This is a genomic window from Niastella vici, from assembly GCF_002077945.1.
Classification (GTDB): domain Bacteria; phylum Bacteroidota; class Bacteroidia; order Chitinophagales; family Chitinophagaceae; genus Niastella; species Niastella vici.
The window spans coordinates 49,027-72,257 of record NZ_LVYD01000066.1; the positions used below are offsets into that span (position 1 = coordinate 49,027).

Genomic DNA, 23,231 nt, shown 5'->3' on the forward strand with positions numbered 1-23,231 from the left:
ATGTCAACAACCATTATCACTAAAAAAGAATTGACTATTCCTGCCGGTGTGATCACACAAGTATCCGATGTAATTATCGAAAATGAAATTACTCATACGATTATCGGGGCTGACATTGACGAAGATACCATAACACTGGAGGTTCAATTCACCAAAGACGAACGGGAAATCATTCATGAAATAGAAGACATTGTTTCTGATTACGAAGAAGAGGCTGAATAAGAGCAGGACGATGAAGAAGAAAATGAAAGCTAAAGATTTCCCTTACCATGACCTTTAAAAAATTAAATACCATGAATACCCTTATTCCCCCTTTAGATAATTTAGAAGCATGCATAGCTTTTGCCCACAAGATCAATCCTAAAAGACAACCTCTAACTATAGAAAAACTCCGAAGTTTCCCAGGTTGTGAGCATTACAGTGATGAAGAAGCTCAGAACATCATACAGTCTTTTGAACTACTGACAGCCATTATATTTGAAGCCACTACCACTGGGCAAAATCTTTGTAATTCTGAGGGCCAAGTTGTATATTTAAGTGACAATAACCAACCAGCACAAATACCCGAACCTTTAAGTAAAGCAGCATGAAGACAAATTTTGATATGTTTCAACAATGGTCAAAAAGACCAACTGTTAAATTTGTAAAAACCTCCGATGAAAAAGTAGCTGTTGTATATACCCGAGTATCTTCCAAAGAGCAGTATGATACCAACCTTAGTTTAGACTGGCAAAAAAAAGCTATTGATGAGTTTGCCAGTAGAGGTAATATCAGAAGACGCCTGTTTTGGAGGTACTTATGAAAGTGCCAAAACAGATGGCCGTAAGGAATTTCAGCGAATGCTCGATTACATCAAAAAGAACAAAAGTGTAATTACCCACGTACTGGTTTACCTGCTCGACAGGTTTAGCCGCTCAGGTGATGGAGCTATGAAACTGGCTAAAGACCTGCGTGAAAAATATGGAGTTACTATTATTGCCGTTACCCAGCCCATTGATACCAGCAATCCCGGTGGTGTGTTTCAGCAAAACCTTCAATTCCTGTTCAGTCAATATGATAATGAGTTAAGGAGACAAAGGGCTATGGCTGGTATAAAAGAGCATTTGGAACAAGGTATTTGGTGCAAAAAGCCACCAATGGGATATACAGCTATAAAGGAAGGTAAAGAGCGAAAGATTGTGATTGACGAAACAGGCAAGAAATTGCGCAAGGCTTTTCATTGGAAAGCAGCAGGCATTAAAAATGATGAAATCCTACTAAAGCTGAAGGCAATGGGCGTGGAGATATACAAGCAAAAGCTAAGCATGATATTTTCCAACCCATTTTACTGCGGCATCATAGCCGATAAAATGTTAAATGGGCAATTGGTGGAGGGTACCCATGAAAAGCTAATTTCCCCTGAAGTGTTTTTACAGATACACCAGGTAAGAGCAGCAGCAAAGGGTAAATATGGAGTAACCCATAAAAAGGAAAACGAACAGTACCCTTTGAAAATTTTCATGAAATGCAACAACTGTGGTAATGGCTATACTGGCTATGTAGTAAAGAAAAAGAACAAAACCAACAGTAAGGTACATGAGTTCCACTATTATTAATGCCGCTCACATGGATGCAATTGTAATCAACGAACAACCGAGGTCAACCAGGAGTTTGTTTCCTTCTTAAAGGACTATACCATACAACCTCAACTGGTAGCTCCCTTGCTATATCATATGGATGCGGCTTTTGACAAGCACTATGAAGTGGCTTTGGAGCAACAAAAACTATACAAAGACAAACTGGCAGATATAGAGAAAAAATCAGAAGAGTTGGAAGATGACTTTTATCTGTATAAGAAGATACCTGAGAATGTATATATCCGGCTGAGAACAAAACTGGCGAAGGAAAATGCAGATGTAATGGAAGTTCTCTCAAATCTTGATGTAGAAGGTTCTAACCTGAAAACTTACTTCCAATGGGGTATTACACTTTCGACACAACTCGCTACCAGATGGGATTCCAGCGGGGTGCCTGTAAAAGAGAAACTGCAAAAGTTCGTCTTCCCCGAAGGAGTGATCTATAATCGCGAAAAAAGGGCATTTCTAACCTCCAAAGTAAATATGCTCTTTGAGCCAATTGCGCAACTGAACAGCATTACAGGCGGGGATAAAGAAAAACAGGACGGCATAAAAGCCGTCCTGTCCAATTGGGTCGGGAAAGCTGGATTCGAAACAGGGAAACAGAACCCAATTAATTTATTATAGATATTTGGGAGTAGGCCCTTATTGATCTCTGTTGGTTCATAATAATCAATAATAATTTCAATAAGGAATAATCTTCAAACGGGAAACTGCTTTCATTTATTAAATTTCATAATTTTGACAAGTTCGAGTTTTACTATGTTAAACGAGATAAGAATAAGCAAATTTTGAACATTTTGATCGACCATTACTCGACTAATAAAAAGCGATACTTGATTTTCAATTAATTATACGGTTTTGACAAGTCTGGTCGGAACCTCTTAATCAAGGATCGCATAAATGCGGTCCTTTTTTTATTTTATACAACTTTACAGATACTGCGTTTTTTGGATCAAGTCAATTTCTTGGGGGATTGGGTTGTTAAGCATAGATTTTCTGTAGTCTGAATAAGAAGAAATTAATGTCTCGAACCCCTCTTGCCGAAGCCCTAAAAGCCTTGATTTTAGCATTAAAAGCTTCAGCCGAAGCGTTGGTACTTCTGTTGTTGAAGTAGTTGAGTATAGTCAGATAGTGAGTTTCTATTGATTTGGCAACGGTCCTAAAGGAATCAATTCCAGCAGCTTCTACTTCATTATACCATAAAGCCAGTTTTTTAAATGCCTCTTCTTTACACTTGCAATGATTAAATATGCCAGTGAGTTTCATAGATAAATCATAGGCGTTCTTTATTGCCGGATAGCGCTCAAACATCAGTGTAGCCCGTTGCTTTTGAGAATACGTCCAATGTTCTTTGTGCTTGAATAACAGATAGCGGCTGCGGGCCAGCAATTGTTTGGGAGAATCGCCGTTGGGTAATAACTGTGGGATATAGGCAATTCCTTGCTTTTTGGCCAGGGCAATCTGTTCATTTTCCTCATCAATAGCCTGCCAGCGGTGTTTGATGCGTATTTCCTGTACTGCTTCAGTTGCCAGTTGTTGCACATGGAATCGGTCTACCACCCGGTGTGCATAAGGGAAACAGCGTTTGACGATCAAGTGCATACCAGCCGCCATATCCAGGGTTACTTCCTGTACTTTTTTTCTTAATCGTTCAGGCAGGCGTAATAATATATCAATAACCCTCTCAGCCTGAGTTCCTTTGATCATGGCTACAATAGCACCTTTCTGTCCTTTGGCTGTTTTATTGGTAATTACTGTATAAAGCTCATCATTAGATAAGGCGGTCTCATCAATACTTATGTGAGTGCCCATATTCTTCTCAAAGAGCATCCATTCCTTAGCATGCTCCCGCTGGTCCCAATCTTTGTAATCCGAGATATGATGCTTGTATTGCTGCTGAAGTTGGCTACCATCCATCTGGTACATCCGGGCCAGTTGATGACAACTAATCGGATGATCGTCCAAATGCATCTTTTAAAAAAAGCGCGAACTCTTTGGTGAGTCGTGCTCCTTTCATAACCAGATCCCAGTTACGAGATACAATTTCTCCACTGCCTTGAACTTCCCAGCGGCGGCGTTTTATACTTAATTCTACTTTGTTGTCTCGAATCGGAAAGTCTTGTACTCGAACTTCCGGGTAAAACCCTTTGGAGTGAAGCGTTTGGCCTGTGTACTCAGCTGGCGGAAGATTCTTTTCTTCTAAAAATAAAACCAACCCTTCCTTATCCTTTACAAAATGAGTTATATCAAAATATTCAAGTGTCCCTTGCGGTAAAAAAAAGCCTAATAATTCCTTTTCCTTGTCCTTTTCCAATGTTCTAATCCGTTTTATTGGCTGCAAAAAAAGGATTTTCTCCTAAATCCCCCAACTTTACAACCTGATCCCGTTTTTGGGGATCAGGTTGAAATTTTGGGGGATTTAGGATAAGATGAGACTATACCCAGTAGGGAGCACTGTTCACCCAGGGCTTCACACTTCGGGTATCAAGTGGACATATCTGAAACTAAAGCCAACTTTGAAACAGCTATTGTCTTTTATGATGCAACAAAGGCGCCCAATTTAAAAAGGCCGGCTTTTAAGGATACCCTTGAGAAGACAATTATTTATATTGTCTATCAGTTGATGTCTTCTCTCTTTGTTCAGCGATGGGTCTTCAATGGCAATTTGTAATTGCCAGAAATACAGCCAGCATGCCACTTCTTTATTAAATTCAGATTGATAAAGATATTCAGCAATGCCCCTTTTAAAGTTTTGTAGTATGAATGGCTCCAGCTTTTTTTCCCTAAACTCATATACCAATTGCCATGCATTAGGATAATATCTTTTAATTTCCCTGCAAAGCAATGGCGGTAAAAAATCTATTGTACGCTTTATATAGCTGAATATATTATTCATTTCAACTGCTGCATCGGGTGAATTGCCCGGGCAAACGGATAGAAATTGCTCGCTTTTAAAAATAATATTTTCAACAAGGGCAATCACGAGCCTTTCTTTGTTTATGAAAAGATTGTATAATTTTTTTCTGGACATACCGCTCTTCAATGCTACCTCCTGCATCGATGTGTTTTTAACACCTTTTCTTATAAAAAAAGACAATGCATTTTCTAGGATATTTGGGTCGCCGGTTTTTATTACAGGCATGTCAAATAGTGAATGCGAAATAATAGTTTTCATTGCCTATGTTTTTATTGAAAAAAAAGATACTGGTGTGTAACGGGAAAATCAAATGCCACTATCTACCATCGCATGTACATAGATAGGTTACCTACGCTATGACTGTATAAACCTTTTACATATGAATTGCTGTAAGTTTGCGTATACGACATGCCAAAATTTCCATGTGCAACAACAGCTCCGAATTGCACATTTGTAGCCAGATGCCTGATGTGATCAGCTGGTTCGCCGTCGTTGGTATCTACATTGTCATCGTTTTCATTCCTCCTTCTTCCCTGCAATAGCGCATTATAGGCTACCAAATTTGCCATCGGTTTAAATACAAAATAATATTGTGTTTTTACCAGTTTTCCATTTCTTTGAAAAGAGCCGAACTGGTTAAGATAGCCATCGAAATAGGGTGACATTCTTCCGATGCGTATCATCGGGTATATAGTGAATGCGTCCACGAAGGAACCTGCAGCAGCCTGTGCACCACCATTCACTTCGATAAAGTTGCCTATTGACAGCAATTGTTTTTCTGCACAAAAATTTATGTTCACAAGTGGCATCGTGCGTAACTGATTGTTCCAACCCATTGGCTTTTGATAATTTATCATAGAATGAAAACCCTTTTGTACAGGTTCTGCCAACGATGCGGGGCCCCGCACCCCGGCAACTACTTCCGTTTGGAAATTGTACTTCCTTTCGGGGTTAAAGGAGTGCATCGAGTGACTGACCAGCAGCGCCCCTGCATATCGATAATCATGTGGCTGATATTGAGTAGTACTGATGTTATTCGGCGTCGCCATGATCTGCATAAGGCTCCAGCCATACATATTTTTGCTGCTGTCGCCTGCATGGGGCATCAGTCTTTCAAGGAAGAAACGCGGCTTGTTTTTCTTTACATAAAAAAAATCGATCCTGGTCCCGTCGCTGTAAGCCTTATCTGTGCCATTCCCTTTAATGTTGAAGAAATCATCATCTTCGTAGATCCTGAACATCCTCGTAGGTCCTTTGGTTTGCGCAAACCCTGTGTTTGTTGATAATATAAAGAGTAAAACAAAAAATATCAGGTAAACCTGTTTCATAAAAAAATATTTATTGTGCTAATAAGGGCATTGAACATTCAGAATGAAAGGGAGAGATTGGATCTCTCCCTGCATAAAACGAACAAAACTCAACTAAGAAACTGAAGTGTAAAATTGAAGTAAAGCGAAGAATATACAAATGTTCAAACGTGGGCAGAATATGTCAGAATGTGTTAGAAACCCAGGATGTATTGGAAGTAGCTGCTGTAGATTTCACTTGTTCATTCGTATGTCAATTGAAGAACGACTTTTAGACATATAATGTAGACCTCCAAACATTCCTTTTTCTGTTTAAGGGATGAAACTTTGCTGTTTCAAAAAAAGAATTCATGAAAATGTATATCGTACAGGAGATTGAAGAATATAAAGTTTTCAAAGTGCCTGATAATTTGATTGAAGAATTTGAGACAGCAAAAAAAGATTGTATTGTAGCCCATGGGAAAAATATTCATGAAGTACTCACAACATTTGATATAATGCCAAAGCAGAATGGATTGGAATTTGATGCAAAGCTCGTGAAGTATAAATCTATTCAGATCAATACTATAGAACCCAACATGGCGACTGATTATTTGAAACAGAAATGACGGATGGTATATTGGTGATCATGATCAGGAAAAAACATAAATTTGAAATTATAAAGTAACAAGATCTCTGGATTGTTTTCTTTGACACTGATATGAAACCCAAAGCAATTACAGTTCCTCAGCATTCATTTGCAGATGTCCTGTCTGTAATAGGCCGGCAAACGGATACTGCCGGACTGTATATTATAAAAGAAGCAGGTGATGAAAGCAACCCGGGTAATTTTATTCAGTATCCCTTTCGCTCAGACCATTTTATTGTTTTATTGCAACTGGAAGGAAGCGGCCATAGCAAGATCAATTTTAAAGACTATCCCACCCACAAAGGCCAGGTATTGACTATTCCGCCCAATGCCATTCGTCATTTTTCCATACAGCCGCCCGAATGCCGCTTTGCCGCCCTGGTATTTACCAGCGGTTTCCTGTCACAAAGCGGCCTGAACATGAAGCATACTGATCTGTTCGATCTTCTGTCTGCTACCAATTCCTACCGGCTTGATCCTGAACCCCAGGAATTTGAGCGGTTGCGAAATCTGCTTCATGTGCTACATGAAAAATATACTTCAACTTACTGCACCTCCCTCGATCAACAGGTGATAGACCATCTCTTTCAAGCGTTTTTATATGAGCTGAGCGCTGTTTACCAGCGGTGCAACAGCCACAAAAAAGTGGAATACACCAGGAAGGAAGACATTAGTATGCGCTTTGTAAAATTGCTTGCTGAATCGTTCAGGCAGGAACGCAGCGTAATGTTCTATGCAGAACAATTACATGTAACGCCCCGCTACCTCTCCCAAACAGTAAAAGAGATCACCGGCAAACCGGCCGGGGAGCTGATAGACGAAATGGTGATCATGGAAGCCAGGGCATTATTGAACGATGTTTCCTTCACCATAGCCCAGGTGGCGGAAAGCCTGTACTTCAGCGACCAATTCTTCTTCAGTAAGTATTTTAAACGACATGCAGGAGTTTCACCTTCCGAATACCGAAGATTATCGTGATACGTAAACGCATAATCGTAAATTCAATACTAGATATTCCCCTCTCTCGATCAAGTTAATTTAGACATATACTCCCCACGTTCCAACATTTTCCAGCCCATTTCTTACCTGCAACTTTGTAATATAATTATTACATATGGTAAGGAACAAAAAGAAAGGACAAAATAATGTAGCCATAATAGGCATCGGTGAAACCAGTATGAGTTATGGTATTGTGGCCCGCCTGTTACAACAGGATGCCACAGTTATTGTGCCGGTGCAAAGTTCACGTCAGCTGAACATCCTGGAACGTTACCTGAAAAGCTCCCATAAGGGCAGGCTGGTAACTGTGCTTACCGATTTACCGGATCATGATAAAGCAGGTGCTTTGGCAGATATGGTGCTCGAAGAATATGGTCCCATCGATATAGTAGTATCCCCATTCAATTACCTGACGGTGAATGCCGGTTTTTCAAATATCAGCATTATCCAGTGGCAGCGGGCGGTGGAAGAAAACCTCGCGGTGTACTTCATTTTCTGCCGTGTTGCTATCGATACAATGAAAAAAAGCGGGCATGGCCTGTTTGTAGCCATCGTCAATACGGAAGGTCTTGGCAGTAATTCAGACAACCAGATGACCGAGATGCTGGTGGCCGGGCAAATGAAGATGGCCCGCAGCTTTTTTGAAGAAGTAAAAAATACGGGGGTAAAATTTTATCATTTATTTATTAATAACCTGAATGTAGATCCAAAAGACCAGGAACCAGGCAGTAAAGCCATTACACCGGAGATGATTGCGCAGTACATTCTCCGTATTCATAACGAAGAGGAAGAACCGGTTACCAGCCCCTTTCTATTTCTCATGGGCAAACCTGATCCATACCTGGATCAGTTTTTCAAAAATAATTAAACCAACGCGACTCCCCGTTGCCCCTGACACTTCACGTCTATGACAATTTTTTATCTCACAAAATAAATTAAACCAATCAATCATGAATTTACTTAACAAAACACTGATCGCTTTGACCTTACCAGTATGGGCTTCCTGCGGTCATCAGAAAATAGAAGCCATCAAATCGGAACCGGTCACAAAAGTGACCGTGCAGGAAATTAATGCCGAGGACCGCCCGGAAGTATTACATTATTCCGGCACTATTGAAGCCGATAATACCCAGTCGCTCACTTTTTCCGTGATGGGAAGGGTAACAGGGGTATATGTTCTGGAAGGTCAACAGGTGCACCAGGGACAACTGCTGGCAACTATTGAAACGCAGGATTATGCAAACGCCCTGCAAATTGCAAAAGCTGCCGAAGATCAGGCAACTGATAATTTCACCAGGTTACAGGTGCTGTATGCCAAGGGAAGCTTGCCCGAAAGGGATTATATAGCGGCCAGGTCAGCCCTCTTGCAGGCGCAAGCCAATACTAATGTCGCCGGTAAAAAGCTGGCCGATACAAAACTCTATGCGCCCTTTTCCGGCATTATTTCAGCCAAGCTCATCGATAAAGGGGCCACTGTGGCGCCCGGCATACCTGCTTTCACTATCTTAAAAACCGATCAGGTATATGCGAAAGCTCCCATAACAGAAAGCGATATCAGCAAACTCACTATTGGTAAAGAGGTAATGGTGATCATTCCGGTGCTGAATGACAGTGTCAAAGGCAAAGTCACCATCATCAATCCACAGGCCGATAATACGTCCAGGACCTATAATGTAAAAGTAAGACTGAACAATGGCAGCAAAAAACTAATGCCGGGCATGATTACCGAGATGCTTGTATACACCGGCAGCAAACAGCAGGATATTGTAATACCTGCCGCTTCTATAGTTCGGGATGCCGATAACCTTACTTATGTATATGTAGCCACCCCCCAGCATAAGGCCATTCGCCGGCGTATTACGCCGTCCAGCGTTACAGCCGATAACGAAGTGGTTGTACAGGCAGGGTTGCAGCAGGGCGACAAGCTCATTGTTGATGGTCAAACCCGCCTTGAAGACGGCAGCAGCATTCAATTCTAAATTGTCAGGCTGAGCTATAGTCATTTTTGAAAATATTAAATCGTTCAAATAAAATGAAGAAGTTGCTAAAAATGCATTACCTGGAAGCTGCTATGAAGCATAAGCAGGTTGTTATTGTGGTAACGGTCATGTTACTGGCGCTGGGTACCTGGTCGCTGATGAACATGCCCCGCAGCGAAAATCCCAATATAGATATGCCTACCGCCATGGTATACGCTTTTTATCCCGGGGCCGATGAAAAACAGGTAGAACAGGAAGTAACCAAAAAAATAGAGCAATACCTCTTTACTTTCGAAGAAGTAAAAAAGCATAAAACAAGGTCCGAGACCAGGGAAGGACAAACCTTTATCACCGTGGAAATGTATACCTCGGTGAAGGACCGCAAAAAATTCTGGCATACCCTGCAACTCGATATGGATGCCAAATTGCGGCCCCAGCTTCCATCTGGTGTAATCGGACCTTTCGTCAACAGCAGCTTCAGCGATGTAACAGCCATGATCGTTGGGGTGTCGTCGCCCATACGGAGCTATGCTGAAATTGAAAAATACCTCGATAAACTGGAAGATGGTATCAAAACCATTCCGGTGGTTTCAAAGATCAACCGCACAGGCGTGCAAAAGCAACAGTTGTATATCAACGTAAGCGACGAGAAGGTGCGGCAATATGGCTTTGATATGGCCATGCTGATAGGTGTATTGCAGCAACAGAACGTTACGAATTATTCCGGCGAGCTGAACATGGCATCGAACCACATTGTTCCCATTTATACCAACAGCCGCTATAAAACGGAAAATGATGTGGCCAATCAGATCGTTTATACAAAACCAGACGGTACAGTGGTGCGCCTGAAAGATGTGGCTACCCTCGAACGCCGCTTTGAAGAAAAATCATCCTATGTACGCCTGGGTGATAATGACAAAACCGCGGTGTTATCCGTCAACATGCAACCCGGTAATAACATTGTTGATTTCGGCAAGAAAGTAGAGGCAAAGATCAGTGAAATAGAAAAGGCTTTTCCGGCTGATGTAAAAATAACCACCATTGTTGATCAGCCTAAAGTAGTGGAAGAAAGCATTAACCATTTCATGGTTGAATTTGGCATGGCCATCGCCTCTGTGATCATTGTGGTCATGTTGTTATTGCCCATCCGGGTTGCTGCAGTAGCTTCTGTGGCCGCACCGATTTCCATCCTCATCACCTTTGGTGTTATGAATTTAGTGGGCCTGGAACTGCACCAGGTAACCCTGGCAGCGCTCATTATTGTACTGGGCATGGTGGTTGACAATGCCATTGTGGTAGTTGACAATTATATTGAGAAACTAGACGAGGGCATCACGCCCTGGACGGGAGCCTGGCAGGCAGCCAAACAGCTCACCATTCCCATTTTTACTGCTACGCTGGCGATCATCTTTGCCTTTGCACCGCTGGCCATTTTCATGGATGGCATTCCCAAAGACTTTATGGCATCGCTGCCACCTACCATCGCCATTGCGCTGATCGCTTCTATGCTCGTGGCGTTGCTATTGACGCCTTATACCTGTTATGTGTTCATTAAAAAAGGATTGAAACACAAGGGCAGCAACAACAAACCCGCGAGAAAAAGCCTGCTCGACTACCTGCAACAGGGCTTCGACAGGGCTGTGGAATTTTGCTTTCGCTGGCCTAAATCAACCATTTCGGTTGGTGTAGCTGCCGTGGTATTGGCCATTGTCATTGCCGGCAAAGTGGATCCTGAATTTTTCCCTATCAGCGAACGCAACCAGTTCAATATGGAAGTATGGATGCCTTCGGGCTCTTCCCTGCAGCAAACTGAATCTACAGTAAAGCGACTGGAAGAACTGTTGAAAAAAGATAAACGGGTAGTGCAGGTCACCAGCTTTATGGGTATGAGCTCGCCGCGTTTCCATACCGCCTATGCGCCGGAACCGCCCCGCCGCAGTTATGCACAGGTATTCATTACCACCACCAGTGCTAAAGCTTCAGATGAGATGGTACATGAATACCTTAAAAAACTGGATGGATTTTTACCTGACGGGAATATAAAATTAAAGCAGTTGAGCTTCCAGGAAGGCGCCCCCATTGCCGTTAGGGTATTTGGCGACAATGTGAGCGACCAGAGAAAAGTGGCCGCCCAGGTTAAAAAGATCCTGGAAAATGCCAAAGGCACCAATTGGGTAAGGCTCGATTGTGAGGAGGATTATTTTGGAATACAGCTAAAGATCAATGCAGATAAAGCCAACCGGCTCGGTATTTCAAACCAGGCCATTACGCAAACTTTAGGCGCCGGCCTCAAGGGATATGCTCTCTCCACATTATGGGAAGGAGATAAGCCTGTAGATATTTTCCTGCGATTTGATTCTGCCAGCCGTAAGGATGCGCAGGCCCTCGAAAACCTGCACGTGAGTACCATGTATGGCGACAAGGTGCCTTTAAAAGATGTAGCTGAGCTCACGCCCTCCTGGCACACGGGCATGATAGCCCACCGGAACGGGTTGAGAGCTTTATCAGTTTTATCAGAAGCGCAGATGGGCGTAAGAGCATCGCGTATCCTGAAAGAAATACAGCCCCAGATCAATCAGTTACAGCTGCCGCCCGGTATCAGCATAGCCTATGGCGGCGATGCAGAATCCAGCACCGACAACCAGCCTACCATGATGACATCCCTGGCCGTTAGTCTTGTGCTGATCTTCCTGACCCTGATGTTCCAGTTCAAAAGCCTTGGCAAAACGCTGATCATACTGGCTACATTCCCGCTTAGCCTGTTGGGCGCCTTTATGGGGTTGTACCTCACCGGAAATCCTTTGGGTATGACAGCCTTTATGGGTATTGTAGCCCTGATCGGAATTGTGGTGCGTAATGGTATCATCCTCGTCGATTACACTGATGAAATGATACGCGATCATGGATTCACATTGCAGGCAGCTGCGCTGGCTGCAGCCAAACGCAGAATGCGTCCCATCTTTCTAACGTCTTCGGCTGCTGCGGTGGGTGTAGTACCCATGATCCTCGGCAAGTCGCCTATGTGGGCGCCCATGGGCAGTGTACTGGCTTTCGGTTTAATTGTTTCTATGGCGCTGACCCTTTTTGTGGTACCGATACTGTATAAACAGTTCATTAAACCCGAACCGGCGCTCCCCGAATTGCCCGAGCCGGAGCCTGAGGAAAATGGTAATGTATATTATAAACTATCGCAATCTTAAAATAAAAACAGCAACAATTGCTGCATTGTCAAATTATTCAATTTTTATAAATCCATGAACTTAATACGATATATAAAGCCATTGCTGGCAATTGCAATCATGTCGTTGCCGCATTGGGCTACAGCACAACGGACATTAACAATCGAAGAAGCCAGGCGGCTTGCGGTGGCCAGGAATAATAACCTGAAGGCTGCCCAGCAAAGAATAGAAGCGGCGAAGGCCCAAAAAGCCGAGGCCAATGCCAAAGACAAGCCGAGACTGGACGGCTCTATCACCGGTTGGTATGTAGGTGATCCGCTGAAAAAACTATTACCGGAGTATGGCGTTAGCCCCAGTGTAACAGCTTCACAACCTGTTTATGCCGGCGGCAAAATAAGAGCCGGAAAAGAAATGGCGGCAAAAGGGGTTGAAATAACCGAAGAACAAAAGGTATTGACAACGGCAGATGTGGTGCTGGCAGCAGAAAGCGCTTACTGGCAGGTGGTTTCGGCCAAAGAAAAAATAAAACTGGCCGAACAGTTTGCCCGGCAATTAGAAAGTCTGTATACAGACCTCAATAATGCCTATACAGCCGGCCTCACCTATAAGAATGACATATTGCGGGTAAAGGTGCAGCAGAATGACAATGAGCTCAACCTCACCAGGGCCAATGATGCATTGGTTTTGACTAAACTTAACCTGGCACAGATAACCGGCCTGGGCGACAGCACCGATTTCGATATCCCCGATTCAGTTGTTGGGGAGTTCAATAAAGAAACGTTGAGCAGGTCAATAGATGAAATAATTACCAACAGACCGGAAATAAAGATCCTGCAAAGATCTATTGAAGCGGAAAAGATACGGGAGAAAATACTGAAGGCCGATTTCAAGCCCACCATCGGATTGAGTGCAACCGGCCTCGGCGGCTTCGGCAAACAGGGCATCAACTTCTCCAAACCTACCAGTAATGGCTTTACTTCTTACTATGGTATGGTGCAGTTAAGTATTCCCATCTTCGATTGGGGCCAGCGTAAACAAAAAGTGAAGCAACAGCAATATGCCATTGCGGCGCAGCAATACCAGCTGCAGGAAACAAAAGAAAAGATCTCACTGGAAGTGCAGCAGGCTTATTTGCAGCTGAATGAATCGGCAAAACGGGTTGAGTTATCCGGCGCATCCCTGGAACAGGCAGACGAGAACCTGAGATTGAGCAATGACCGTTTGAAGGTAGGAACTATAACAGGACAGGATGTACTGGAAGCTCAAACCATCTGGCAACAGGCTTTCAGCAATATCATCGAAGCCAAAGCTGCTTACCGCACCAATGAAGCAAAGCTGTACAAGGCATTAGGTATAACAAGGTTGTAAAATTCCGGATGGATATAGTTTGATTAAATCAGAAAGGAAAATTATGAAAAAGAATGTAATTATTGTTGGGGGCGGGTTTGCAGGATTGGAGCTTGCAAAAAAGCTGTCGAGCAACCAGCATTTTAGGGTAACAGTTGTAGACAGGAATAATTATCACTTCTTCCCGCCTTTACTTTACCAGGTATCCACCGGGTTTATTGAACCATCCAACATCAGTTATCCTTTCCGGAAAATGTTCCAGGGCCAGCAAAACATCCGGTTTTACATGGGTGAATTGGTGAATGTTGATCCTGAAACAAATACCATTGAAACAAGCAATGGACGCCTGAGTTATGATTACCTGGTATTGGCAATGGGTACAGAAAGCAATTTTTTCGGTAACGATAACGTGAAGAAAAATGCTTTGCCCATGAAGACGATAGAAGAAGCCGTGAACATCCGCAATTACATCCTGTTGCGCCTGGAAGAAGCCGCACGGTCTACGGCTTCAACCGACAAAGAGCGATTATCCAATATTGTAATAGCAGGCGGCGGGCCCACCGGCGTGGAAATGGCCGGCATGCTGGCAGAAATGGCACGCCATATTTCATCCAAAGATTATCCTGAAATCACTTCCTCTGCCGGGCATATTTATTTGGTTGACAGTTCGCCTTCTTTGCTTGGTCCCATGAGCAAAAAGGCACAGGCAGTGGCATATAAAGTGCTGAGCGGGTTGGGGGTGAAAATAAAGTTGAACACGCTCGTGAAGGATTATGTAAATGACGAAGTGATACTCTCAACCGGTAATAAAATAAGTTCGGCTACATTGATCTGGGCATCGGGCGTAATTGCACGTGAAGTAAAAGGATTACCGGTAGAAGCGATCACAAGGGGGCGGCGTATTGTGGTGGATGAAATAAACCGGGTAAAAGGTTGCAATAATATTTTTTCGATTGGCGACCAGTGCTTGCAAACAAGTGATAAAAACTATCCCAATGGACATCCGCAATTAGCCCAGGTGGCTATACAACAAGGGCTGTTGTTAGGAGATAATTTGAAAAGACAGGAAGCAGGTAAGCCGGTAAAAGCTTTCAGGTATCATAACAAAGGAAGTATGGCAATCATTGCTAAATACAAGGCCACGGTTGATTTACCGGCAGGTTTTTTCAAAGGGTTTTTTGCCTGGCTGGTTTGGTTGTTCATTCACATTATACCATTGGTTGGCTTCAGGAATAAAATGAAGCTTTTCCTCAACTGGCTTTGGAGTTTTCTTACTAATGATCCGGCGCTTCGGCTGATCTTCAAACCTGTTAAACAAAAAAATTAGTGGATCACTTCCCGAAAAAGAATACATAAAATAAAGAAATTAATGATATGGCTTTATTAAATGATTTAATGTGGCGTTACGCCACCAAGAAAATGAACGGACAAAAAGTTCCGAAAGATAAATTGGAATATATACTCGAAGCTGCCAGGCTTGCTCCTTCCTCATCCGGATTGCAGCCTTACCAGATCTTTGTGATCACAAACAAAGATCTGCTCAGTCAAATCAGGGTTATTTCAAACGACCAAAGTCAAATTACTGATTGTTCCCACTTACTGGTTTTTGCTGCATGGGACGGTTATTCGTATGAAAGAATAGGAGATGTTTTTCTGAGAACGGTTAAGGAAAGAGGCCTGGCCGAGAACGCCATGGACGCTTATCACAAAGGTTTATGGAATTTGTATGAACCATTGGGCCGGAAATGGCAAAGTGAACATTCCGCAAAACAGGCATACATAGCATTAGGACTTGCGGTTGCGGCAGCAGCAGAACAAAAGATAGATGCAACGCCAATGGAAGGGTTTGACAAAGACAAAATGGATGAATTGCTTGGGCTTGAAAAGGCAGGCCTCAAAAGCGTGGTAATATTACCCATTGGATATAGAGATGAAGACAATGACTGGTTGTTAAACCTTAAAAAGGTACGAACACCCAGAGAGAAATTTATTACAGAACTATGATTGCCCAAATCGGCAAATAAAAAATGAAATATGCAGCCAGTTACAAAGTGGAAGATAGAGAAGGTTCATAGCACTATTGGGTTCATAGTAAAACACCTGATGGTCTCAAGCATAAAAGGGGAATTTAAAGAATTTGAGGCGAGTATATCTACAAAGGGCGAAGACTTTTTAAACGTTGAAATGAATGTCCTTATCAATCCCGCATCTATCAATACCGGTGATGCTGCCAGAGATGCGCATTTAAAAGGAGCAGGTTTTTTTAATGTGAAAAAATTCAAAACGATCAATTTCAGTGGAAGTGATCTTAGAAATATCAGGGATGATATGTACCTCCTGAATGGCGATCTCACTATAAAAGATATTACCAGGCAAATTACGCTGACCGTTGAATCTGGTGGAATGGTCAAAACACCCAAAGGTGATAAGAAAGCCTACTTTTTGGTTACCGGCAAGATCAGGCGTAAGGACTGGGGGTTAACCTGGAGTGCATTAATGGAGAATGGCGGTGTGATAGTGGCAGATGAGATCCTTGTGAACTGTGAAATTGAACTGATTGAAGAATTGGAACCCTCTCATTAGAAATGTGCGGCAGCAGCTTTGGAAATAATTATTAATACTATGTTATGAACGCTGAACAAAAAAGAATAACAGATCCCGGATGGAAAAAATGGGGACCTTATGTAAGTGACCGGCAGTGGGGAACTGTTCGGGAAGATTACAGTCGTAATGGGGATGTATGGACCAGCACAACGCATGATATGGCAAGAAGTACAGCCTGGCGCTGGGGCGAGGAAGGTATTGCAGGCATTAGCGACGACCAGCAATTATTGTGTTTAGCCATTGGTTTATGGAATAAAAAGGATCCCATCATTAAAGAGCGGTATTTCGGACTAACAAACCAGGAAGGCAATCATGGCGAGGATGTGAAAGAAATGTATTACTACCTCGATTCCACACCAACCCATTCTTATATGAAGATGCTTTACAAATATCCTCAAAATGAATATCCTTATGAATGGCTGGTAAAGGAAAATAAAAGAAGAAACCGGAATGAACCTGAATTTGAGATCATGGATACGGGGATTTTTGATGACGATAAATACTTTGATGTATTTGTGGAATATGCCAAGGCCGCCGAAAATGACATCCTGATCAAATTAACCATTCATAACCGGGGAAATGAAGCTGCCTCGTTGCATGTGTTACCCACGCTGTGGTTTCGAAACACCTGGGCATGGAGTTATGATGATTATAAACCGGAGTTGAAATTAACAAATGATGGGAATATTGCAATTACACACCGCGATCTTGGGAAATATACATTCTATGCTAATGCAAAGGCAGACACCCTGTTTTGCGACAATGAAACCAATCTTGAAAGGCTGTATGGTATCGAAAACGGATCACCTTTCACAAAAGATGGTATTAATGATTACCTGGTGCATGGCGATTATGAGGGGATAAATATAGAGGCCACCGGCACAAAAGCTGCAGTCAACTATGATATTGTAGTGAATGCAGGCCTGAGTGTGACACTCCGCTTTCGCCTGGCGCCCGGTAATATCAAAACTCCGTTTAAAGATTTTGATGATCTGTTCATTCGGCGCAGGATAGAAGCCGATGTGTTTTACACAGATCTGCAAAAGGATAGTCAGCCAGATGAAAAACTGGTACAGCGCCAGGCATATGCAGGGCTGTTGTGGAGCAAACAGTATTATTATTACAATGTTGACCAATGGCTGAATGGAGACCTGGCGCACCCTGCACTACCACAGGAACGCAGGTTTGGCCGCAATCATCAATGGCGGCATTTGAACAATGCCGACATTATTTCAATGCCCGATAAATGGGAGTTTCCGTGGTATGCATCCTGGGACCTTGCGTTTCACAGCGTATCGTTCGCAGGTGTAGATCCATCATTCGCTAAACAACAACTGCTCCTGCTTACAAAGGAATGGTACATGCATCCTAATGGCCAGCTGCCCGCTTACGAATGGAATTTTAATGATGTGAACCCGCCGGTACATGCCTGGGCAACATGGCGGGTATATGAAATAGAAAAAGATAATAAAAATGGCCAGGGTGATCTGGCGTTTCTGGAATCAGTGTTTCATAAGCTGCTCTTGAATTTCTCGTGGTGGGTAAACAGAAAAGACGCAAACGGGACCTATATTTTTGAAGGCGGCTTTTTAGGGTTGGATAATATTGGTGTTATAGATCGCAACCAGCTTGCCGCAGGAGGATGGCGGTACGAACAGGCGGATGCTACAAGCTGGATGGCCATGTTTTCATTGAACATGATGCGGATTGCATTAGAGCTTGCCATCACCAACTGCGTGTATCAGGAAATGGCTATCAAGTTCTTTGATCATTTTTTATACATCGGGGAGGCGATTGAAGACATGTATGATCAAAACGGATTGTGGGATGATGAGGATCACTTCTTTTATGATGTGTTAAAAATGCAGGGCGATGGAACCAAAAAAATGAAAGTACGCAGTATGGTAGGACTGATCCCTTTATTTGCCGTTGAAGTACTGAATGAGAAGTTGCTCGAACAGGTGCCCGAATTTACCAGGCGGCTTCAAAAGTTCTTAAGCCGGCGTCCGAGGGTGGCCGGTCTTGTTTCTAAATGGAAAGAAAAAAATGTTGGACAAAAGCATTTGCTCTCATTGGTGCCTGTTTATAGAATGAAAAAAATATTAGATCGCCTGCTCGATGAAAAGGAGTTTCTCAGCGATTACGGCATTCGTACACTGTCGAAACACTACGGGCTAAGTCCTCATACGATGCAATTCAATGGCAGTCATGTTAGTGTTGAATACACGCCGGGGGAAAGCACAACCGGTCTCTTTGGAGGTAATAGCAACTGGCGGGGGCCCATTTGGTTTCCCCTGAATTATTTGATCATTGAAAGCCTGCAGTGTTTTCATGAGTACTACACAGACGATTTAAGGATAGAATTTCCCAAAGGCAGCGGGGCATATTTTTCATTAAAAGAAATTGCCGCTGAATTGTCAAAGCGTTTATCCAGGATCTTTATCAGGGATGAGAATGGCAGGCGGGCTGTTTTTGGTGAAAATGAAAAATTGCAGAACGACCCGAATTTCAGCAACTGCGTTTTGTTTCACGAATACTTTCATGGAGATACGGGTAAAGGATTAGGGGCCTCACATCAAACAGGGTGGACGGCATTGATTGCAAACCTGCTACAGCCGGCCAGAAAAGGGCTTCCGGAACATGGAAAAAGGGGAACAGTAACTTTTAACCGCAGGGTTGATTTCTTATAAATTAGAAAGCGACCCTTAATTCAAAAAAAATGAAAAGCCAAAAGGCATATGACCTGATAAAAGAGAAATCAAAAGAGCTGTTTTTCTCCTACGGACTGAGAAGTATTTCGATGGATGACCTCACAAATCTATCCGGTATTCCGAAGAGGATCATTTACCGGCACTTCGAAGATAAGAATGCGCTGGTTCGTGCAGTTGTCAAAGACCTGATAGAATCGCATGAGCGATTCTTTAATACATGCAAGGCTTCAGCGAAAGACGCCATCGATGAAGTGATAAAGCAAAATTCTGAACCATTTGAAATTTGGACACCCATTCGACCAAGATTTTTTTTCGACCTGGAAAACTTCTTTCCAGGTCCATGGAACGACCTGGAACATTACAAATTAAAAATGCTGGAAGGCATCGTGCGCAACCTGAAGTGGGGTAGGGAAGAAGGGCTTTACAGCGCTCATCTCAATGAGGTCTTCATTGCGGAGGTGCGTTTGCACCAGCTTGTAAATTGTTTGCAACCACAGTTAGTGGAAACTAAAAAATGGAGCATTCATAAATTCGTGGTAGAATTCACCCGGCTTTATTTACACAGCATCGCAACAGAAAAAGGGGAAAAACTGCTCAATAGTTATTTGGAAAGCAATGGGCTCCATCATCGTTAATTCCGGTATCATTTGAAAAAATACCTGTAGACATATACTCTTTACCTGCAAACATTCTCTTCCGGGTATTTATGATAGAACTTTGTGTTATTAGATCAAAGTAACAACTGATCAGGTATCCCGAAAAAAAAGGAAATCACAAGGATCAGAAAAAGGTATACAGTTTATAAATTAAATTTCAAAAGCATGAGAAGAATTTTTAGGGCTGCCTTCGTGGTTGCAGCCTTCACGGTGAACAATGATGCAAATGCACAGGAAAAATTTTCTATTAGTGTCAAAGGGACTCCTCAATTCAGTTTTTTTCAAAACAGGGATGACCATGATAACAACCGAATTGACAGAAGGGCAACCTTCAATACCAGTTTAGTAGTTGGTGCTGCATACAACTTTACCTGAAGATCAGGTGTTCAAAGACCTGGTCTTTGGCGCTATGGCAGGGGCGCACAATAAACACAGATTTGGCCGGTATAGTTTTCAGATTGGCTGGGACGTTGGATAACAAAGGGGAGCTGCGGCTCCTCTTTTGTCTTTATAAAAAAGTTGTTGTTCCCTGAAAAAGAAACCGGGCCATGGATGGTGAAAAAATTAAACGTCAGGTGAGTAAAAACAAATGCTGCCCTATAAAGGGCAGCATGATGAAACACTCCGGCCGGGATTAGGGGCCGGTTTCCCTCTGCGCTCTGATGTGCTATTTGGTTTTCAATAAGTCAGATACATCTTTTTCAATCCTTTTACATTGAGAATACTCTTGAGTAAGCAATTGTTTACATGAGCTAACAGTTGATGCCTTTTTTCCATGTTCAATGAGGTATCCTCCACTGCAATGTTTAAATGCCAGAGGTAGAACCAGCTTGTTTTTTCTTTGTCAAACCCCGCCTGATACATGTTTTCAGATATTCCCCTGTTAAAGTTTTGTATTATGAATGGATACAGTTTCTTTTCTCTAAACTCCACTACCAATTTCCATGCATGAGGGTAATATTTTCTAATTTCTCTGCAAAGAGACAGTGGTAAAATATTCAGTATGCCACTTATGTATTTGAATAAGTTATTCATTTCACTGCCAGCATCTGGCGAAATACAGGGGCAAACTCTTAGAAATTGTTCACTTTTAAGAACAAATTTCTCAACTACAGCATGCGCAAGCTCTCCTTTGCTTTCGAAAAAGCGATATAATGTTTTTTTTGACATGCCACAAATTAATGCGACGTCATCCATTGAGCCGTTTTTAAAACCCTTTCTTAGAAAAACACACCGTGCATTTTCAATAATACGTGTTCTGTGGTTTTTCGATATAGATTCGTTGTATGTTATAGAGCACTCTTGCATCATTTGTTTAAACTAATTACTATGCAAAGATGAAGGGAATTGCAGGCTTTGGAAATGTCTAAAGTGTGGCAGTTTATGTCGAAAATGTCGATAAGGCGTGAACATCACCCTGAAAGCAAACCGGCGAAAGGGGGGCTTTCCGCAAAAAGATCTATGACCGTTGAAGATTGACTGCAAAATGTACAAATGGTCGGATTTGTATAAAACAAAGTCTTTTTTATAAGGCCGTTCATATACTGCAACAGGTAATTTTGTTGACAGGCTATCGATCCCGGGCAGCCGTTTGACTATTAAAATGAATAGACACAAAAAAAAATCGAAAGACAGAATATATGTTATTCTACTGGCCATAACTTTTATGGCTGGTTCCCATACCTTCAGCCAACCGGTGCGTGCCGGTGAGCAGATCAATCAAAGCAAGGCTTCCGGAAATAAGGTTAAGGTTGAAGGCGGATGGATACAGGGTACGGTTGAAAGCGATTTAATTGTATTCAAAGGAATACCCTTTGCAACGCCGCCAGTAGGTGCGTTACGGTGGCGGGCGCCGCAGCCCGTTAAAAAATGGGACAATATAAAACAAACAACCACATTCGCTCCCGCCCCCATGCAGGGAGGAAATCCTCCTTCCGGAAAAAGTGAAGATTGCCTCTACCTTAATGTATTGACCCCGGCAAAATCGGCGACAGAACGCCTGCCGGTACTTGTTTGGATTTATGGTGGTGGTTTTAGTGCCGGATCAACTGCTGAACCGTGGTATAACGGCGAAAAGCTGGCCAAAAAGGGTGTGGTATTCGTTAGCATTGCCTACCGGGTTGGGCAACTCGGATTTTTAGCCCACCCTGAATTGAGTGCGGAGGACCCGCGTCATGTTTCAGGAAACTATGGTTTGCTCGACCAGGTTGCCGCACTTAAATGGATCCAAAAGAATATAGCCGCATTTGGCGGTGACCCGAAGAAGGTCACCATCTTCGGCGAATCGGCCGGGGGAATATCTGTAAGTATGTTATGTGCTTCACCGCTAGCCAAAGGACTGTTCCAGGGCGCCATTTCGCAAAGCGGCGGATCCTTTGGTCCAACCCGTTCAACAACATTTCCTGGTGAAAATATGAAAACGCTGGGGCAGGCTGAAATGGCGGGACAAACTTATCTTCAAAAGACCGGAGTTGCTTCCATTGCCGAATTAAGAAAAATAGCTGCAGACAAGCTTCCTTCAGGATGGGGATTAGGCAGTGCATGGCCAATTGTTGATGGGTATGTGATCCCTGATGATCAGTACAAACTGTACAAAGCCGGGAATTACAATGATGTTCCTGTAATTATGGGTTACAATTCAGACGAAGGCGCAAGTTTTTCGCCGGGTAAAACCCCTGAAGAGTATGTTTCAGGAGTAAAAACACGGTATGGCAAATTTGCTGATGCTTTGATAAATGCGTATCCGGTTGGTGAAAATTCGGTGCCTAAAACGGCACGTGACCTGGCCCGTGATGCCGCATTTGGATGGCATACCTGGAGTTGGGCGCGGCTTCAATCTAAAACGGGAAAGTCGAAAGTGTATTACTACTATTTCGATCAGCATCCCGATTATCCCGTAGGTTCTCCTCAATATGGATATGGGTCGCCCCATGCACAGGACGTTTCCTATGTCTTTCAACATATTGATCCGGCAAATCCCCAAACAACAAAAAGCGACCTGGAGATTGCGGAGGCTATGGGTACCTACTGGACAAACTTTGCGAAATTTGGTAATCCCAACGGTAAAGGAATTCCAGAGTGGCCTGCTTATAACGATGAGAAACCAATAGTCATGTATTTTGGCCCAACGCCCCATACGGGGCCGGTTCCCGGTGAAGAGTCTCTTAAAGTATTGAATGAATATTTTATTTGGAGACGTACGCCGGAAGGAGAGGCCTGGGCTAAATAAATATAAAAAAATCAGGCTTTAGCTATCAGATAACAGAAAAGCAGTACCGTTAATGG

Annotated in this window: 22 protein-coding genes; 17 read left to right on the top strand and 5 right to left on the bottom strand. The window is 42.9% G+C overall.

The genetic code is table 11. From position 1 onward, the window contains the following. From A3860_RS29920 to A3860_RS29935, 4 genes are all read left to right on the top strand, one after another. Positions 1 to 222 (top strand): hypothetical protein, encoded by a 222-nt coding sequence (locus A3860_RS29920; protein WP_081153628.1) that lies wholly within the window; start codon positions 1 to 3, stop codon positions 220 to 222. A gap of 71 nt (positions 223 to 293) precedes the next feature. Beyond that, on the top strand, positions 294 to 590 hold the full coding sequence (locus A3860_RS29925) for a hypothetical protein (RefSeq protein WP_081153630.1): 297 nt from the start codon (positions 294 to 296) through the stop codon (positions 588 to 590). Positions 591 to 746: 156 nt separating this feature from the next. Continuing rightward, the gene (locus tag A3860_RS29930) at positions 747 to 1,595 is read left to right on the top strand and encodes a recombinase family protein (RefSeq protein ID WP_081153631.1); all 849 of its coding nucleotides are present in this window, start codon (positions 747 to 749) and stop codon (positions 1,593 to 1,595) included. Positions 1,596 to 1,712: 117 nt separating this feature from the next. Next, complete coding sequence (locus A3860_RS29935; protein WP_081153633.1) at positions 1,713 to 2,243, top strand: hypothetical protein; 531 nt, start codon at positions 1,713 to 1,715, stop codon at positions 2,241 to 2,243. Positions 2,244 to 2,600: 357 nt separating this feature from the next. On the opposite strand, the gene A3860_RS29940 is transcribed toward A3860_RS29935, so the two are convergent. From A3860_RS29940 to A3860_RS29955, 4 genes are all read right to left on the bottom strand, one after another. Beyond that, entirely contained in the window at positions 2,601 to 3,590 is a 990-nt protein-coding gene (locus tag A3860_RS29940) for an ISAon1 family transposase (RefSeq protein ID WP_245843661.1), read from the bottom strand. Then, the gene (locus A3860_RS29945; protein ID WP_245843662.1) at positions 3,565 to 3,933 is read right to left on the bottom strand and encodes an ISAon1 family transposase N-terminal region protein; all 369 of its coding nucleotides are present in this window, start codon (positions 3,931 to 3,933) and stop codon (positions 3,565 to 3,567) included. The genes A3860_RS29940 and A3860_RS29945 overlap by 26 nt, the downstream gene beginning before the upstream one ends. A 246-nt stretch (positions 3,934 to 4,179) precedes the next feature. Further along, positions 4,180 to 4,794, bottom strand: coding sequence for a TetR/AcrR family transcriptional regulator (locus A3860_RS29950; RefSeq protein ID WP_081153635.1), 615 nt, complete (start codon positions 4,792 to 4,794; stop codon positions 4,180 to 4,182). Between the two features lie 62 nt (positions 4,795 to 4,856). Next, positions 4,857 to 5,864: a lipid A deacylase LpxR family protein gene (locus tag A3860_RS29955; RefSeq protein ID WP_081153637.1), complete on the bottom strand. Its 1,008-nt coding sequence runs from the start codon at positions 5,862 to 5,864 to the stop codon at positions 4,857 to 4,859. 329 nt (positions 5,865 to 6,193) lie between these two features. Here A3860_RS29955 and A3860_RS29960 point away from each other — a divergent pair, with 329 nt between their 5' ends. The 12 genes from A3860_RS29960 (at position 6,194) to A3860_RS30015 (ending at position 20,321) form a co-directional block, all read left to right on the top strand. Further along, positions 6,194 to 6,451, top strand: coding sequence for a hypothetical protein (locus tag A3860_RS29960; protein ID WP_081153639.1), 258 nt, complete (start codon positions 6,194 to 6,196; stop codon positions 6,449 to 6,451). 92 nt (positions 6,452 to 6,543) lie between these two features. Then, positions 6,544 to 7,449 carry a helix-turn-helix domain-containing protein gene (locus A3860_RS29965; RefSeq protein ID WP_081153641.1) on the top strand — a complete coding sequence of 302 codons (906 nt, stop codon included), beginning with the start codon at positions 6,544 to 6,546 and terminating at the stop codon, positions 7,447 to 7,449. A gap of 136 nt (positions 7,450 to 7,585) precedes the next feature. Continuing rightward, positions 7,586 to 8,338 (top strand): SDR family oxidoreductase, encoded by a 753-nt coding sequence (locus tag A3860_RS29970; RefSeq protein ID WP_081153643.1) that lies wholly within the window; start codon positions 7,586 to 7,588, stop codon positions 8,336 to 8,338. An 82-nt stretch (positions 8,339 to 8,420) separates the two neighbouring features. Next, on the top strand, positions 8,421 to 9,449 hold the full coding sequence (locus tag A3860_RS29975; protein ID WP_081153645.1) for an efflux RND transporter periplasmic adaptor subunit: 1,029 nt from the start codon (positions 8,421 to 8,423) through the stop codon (positions 9,447 to 9,449). Between the two features lie 53 nt (positions 9,450 to 9,502). Then, the gene (locus A3860_RS29980) at positions 9,503 to 12,649 is read left to right on the top strand and encodes an efflux RND transporter permease subunit (protein ID WP_216823537.1); all 3,147 of its coding nucleotides are present in this window, start codon (positions 9,503 to 9,505) and stop codon (positions 12,647 to 12,649) included. A 54-nt stretch (positions 12,650 to 12,703) separates the two neighbouring features. Continuing rightward, entirely contained in the window at positions 12,704 to 13,996 is a 1,293-nt protein-coding gene (locus A3860_RS29985) for a TolC family protein (protein ID WP_081153647.1), read from the top strand. Between the two features lie 43 nt (positions 13,997 to 14,039). Next, positions 14,040 to 15,302, top strand: coding sequence for an NAD(P)/FAD-dependent oxidoreductase (locus tag A3860_RS29990; protein ID WP_081153649.1), 1,263 nt, complete (start codon positions 14,040 to 14,042; stop codon positions 15,300 to 15,302). 47 nt (positions 15,303 to 15,349) lie between these two features. Beyond that, a complete protein-coding gene (locus A3860_RS29995) occupies positions 15,350 to 15,979 on the top strand; it encodes a nitroreductase family protein (protein WP_081153650.1) in 630 nt (209 codons plus the stop codon). A gap of 30 nt (positions 15,980 to 16,009) precedes the next feature. Continuing rightward, positions 16,010 to 16,558, top strand: a complete 549-nt coding sequence (locus A3860_RS30000; RefSeq protein ID WP_081153652.1) for a YceI family protein — start codon at positions 16,010 to 16,012, stop codon at positions 16,556 to 16,558. 44 nt (positions 16,559 to 16,602) lie between these two features. Beyond that, on the top strand, positions 16,603 to 19,269 hold the full coding sequence (locus A3860_RS30005; RefSeq protein WP_143774327.1) for an MGH1-like glycoside hydrolase domain-containing protein: 2,667 nt from the start codon (positions 16,603 to 16,605) through the stop codon (positions 19,267 to 19,269). 29 nt (positions 19,270 to 19,298) lie between these two features. Further along, positions 19,299 to 19,925 (top strand): TetR/AcrR family transcriptional regulator, encoded by a 627-nt coding sequence (locus A3860_RS30010; protein ID WP_081153654.1) that lies wholly within the window; start codon positions 19,299 to 19,301, stop codon positions 19,923 to 19,925. 186 nt (positions 19,926 to 20,111) lie between these two features. Next, complete coding sequence (locus A3860_RS30015; RefSeq protein ID WP_081153656.1) at positions 20,112 to 20,321, top strand: hypothetical protein; 210 nt, start codon at positions 20,112 to 20,114, stop codon at positions 20,319 to 20,321. Between the two features lie 303 nt (positions 20,322 to 20,624). Here the strand turns inward: A3860_RS30015 and A3860_RS30020 are convergent, their stop codons facing one another. Continuing rightward, positions 20,625 to 21,257, bottom strand: coding sequence for a TetR/AcrR family transcriptional regulator (locus tag A3860_RS30020; RefSeq protein WP_081153658.1), 633 nt, complete (start codon positions 21,255 to 21,257; stop codon positions 20,625 to 20,627). A 292-nt stretch (positions 21,258 to 21,549) separates the two neighbouring features. Here A3860_RS30020 and A3860_RS30025 point away from each other — a divergent pair, with 292 nt between their 5' ends. Then, positions 21,550 to 23,175: a carboxylesterase/lipase family protein gene (locus tag A3860_RS30025; protein ID WP_245843664.1), complete on the top strand. Its 1,626-nt coding sequence runs from the start codon at positions 21,550 to 21,552 to the stop codon at positions 23,173 to 23,175. Positions 23,176 to 23,231 lie beyond the last annotated feature (56 nt).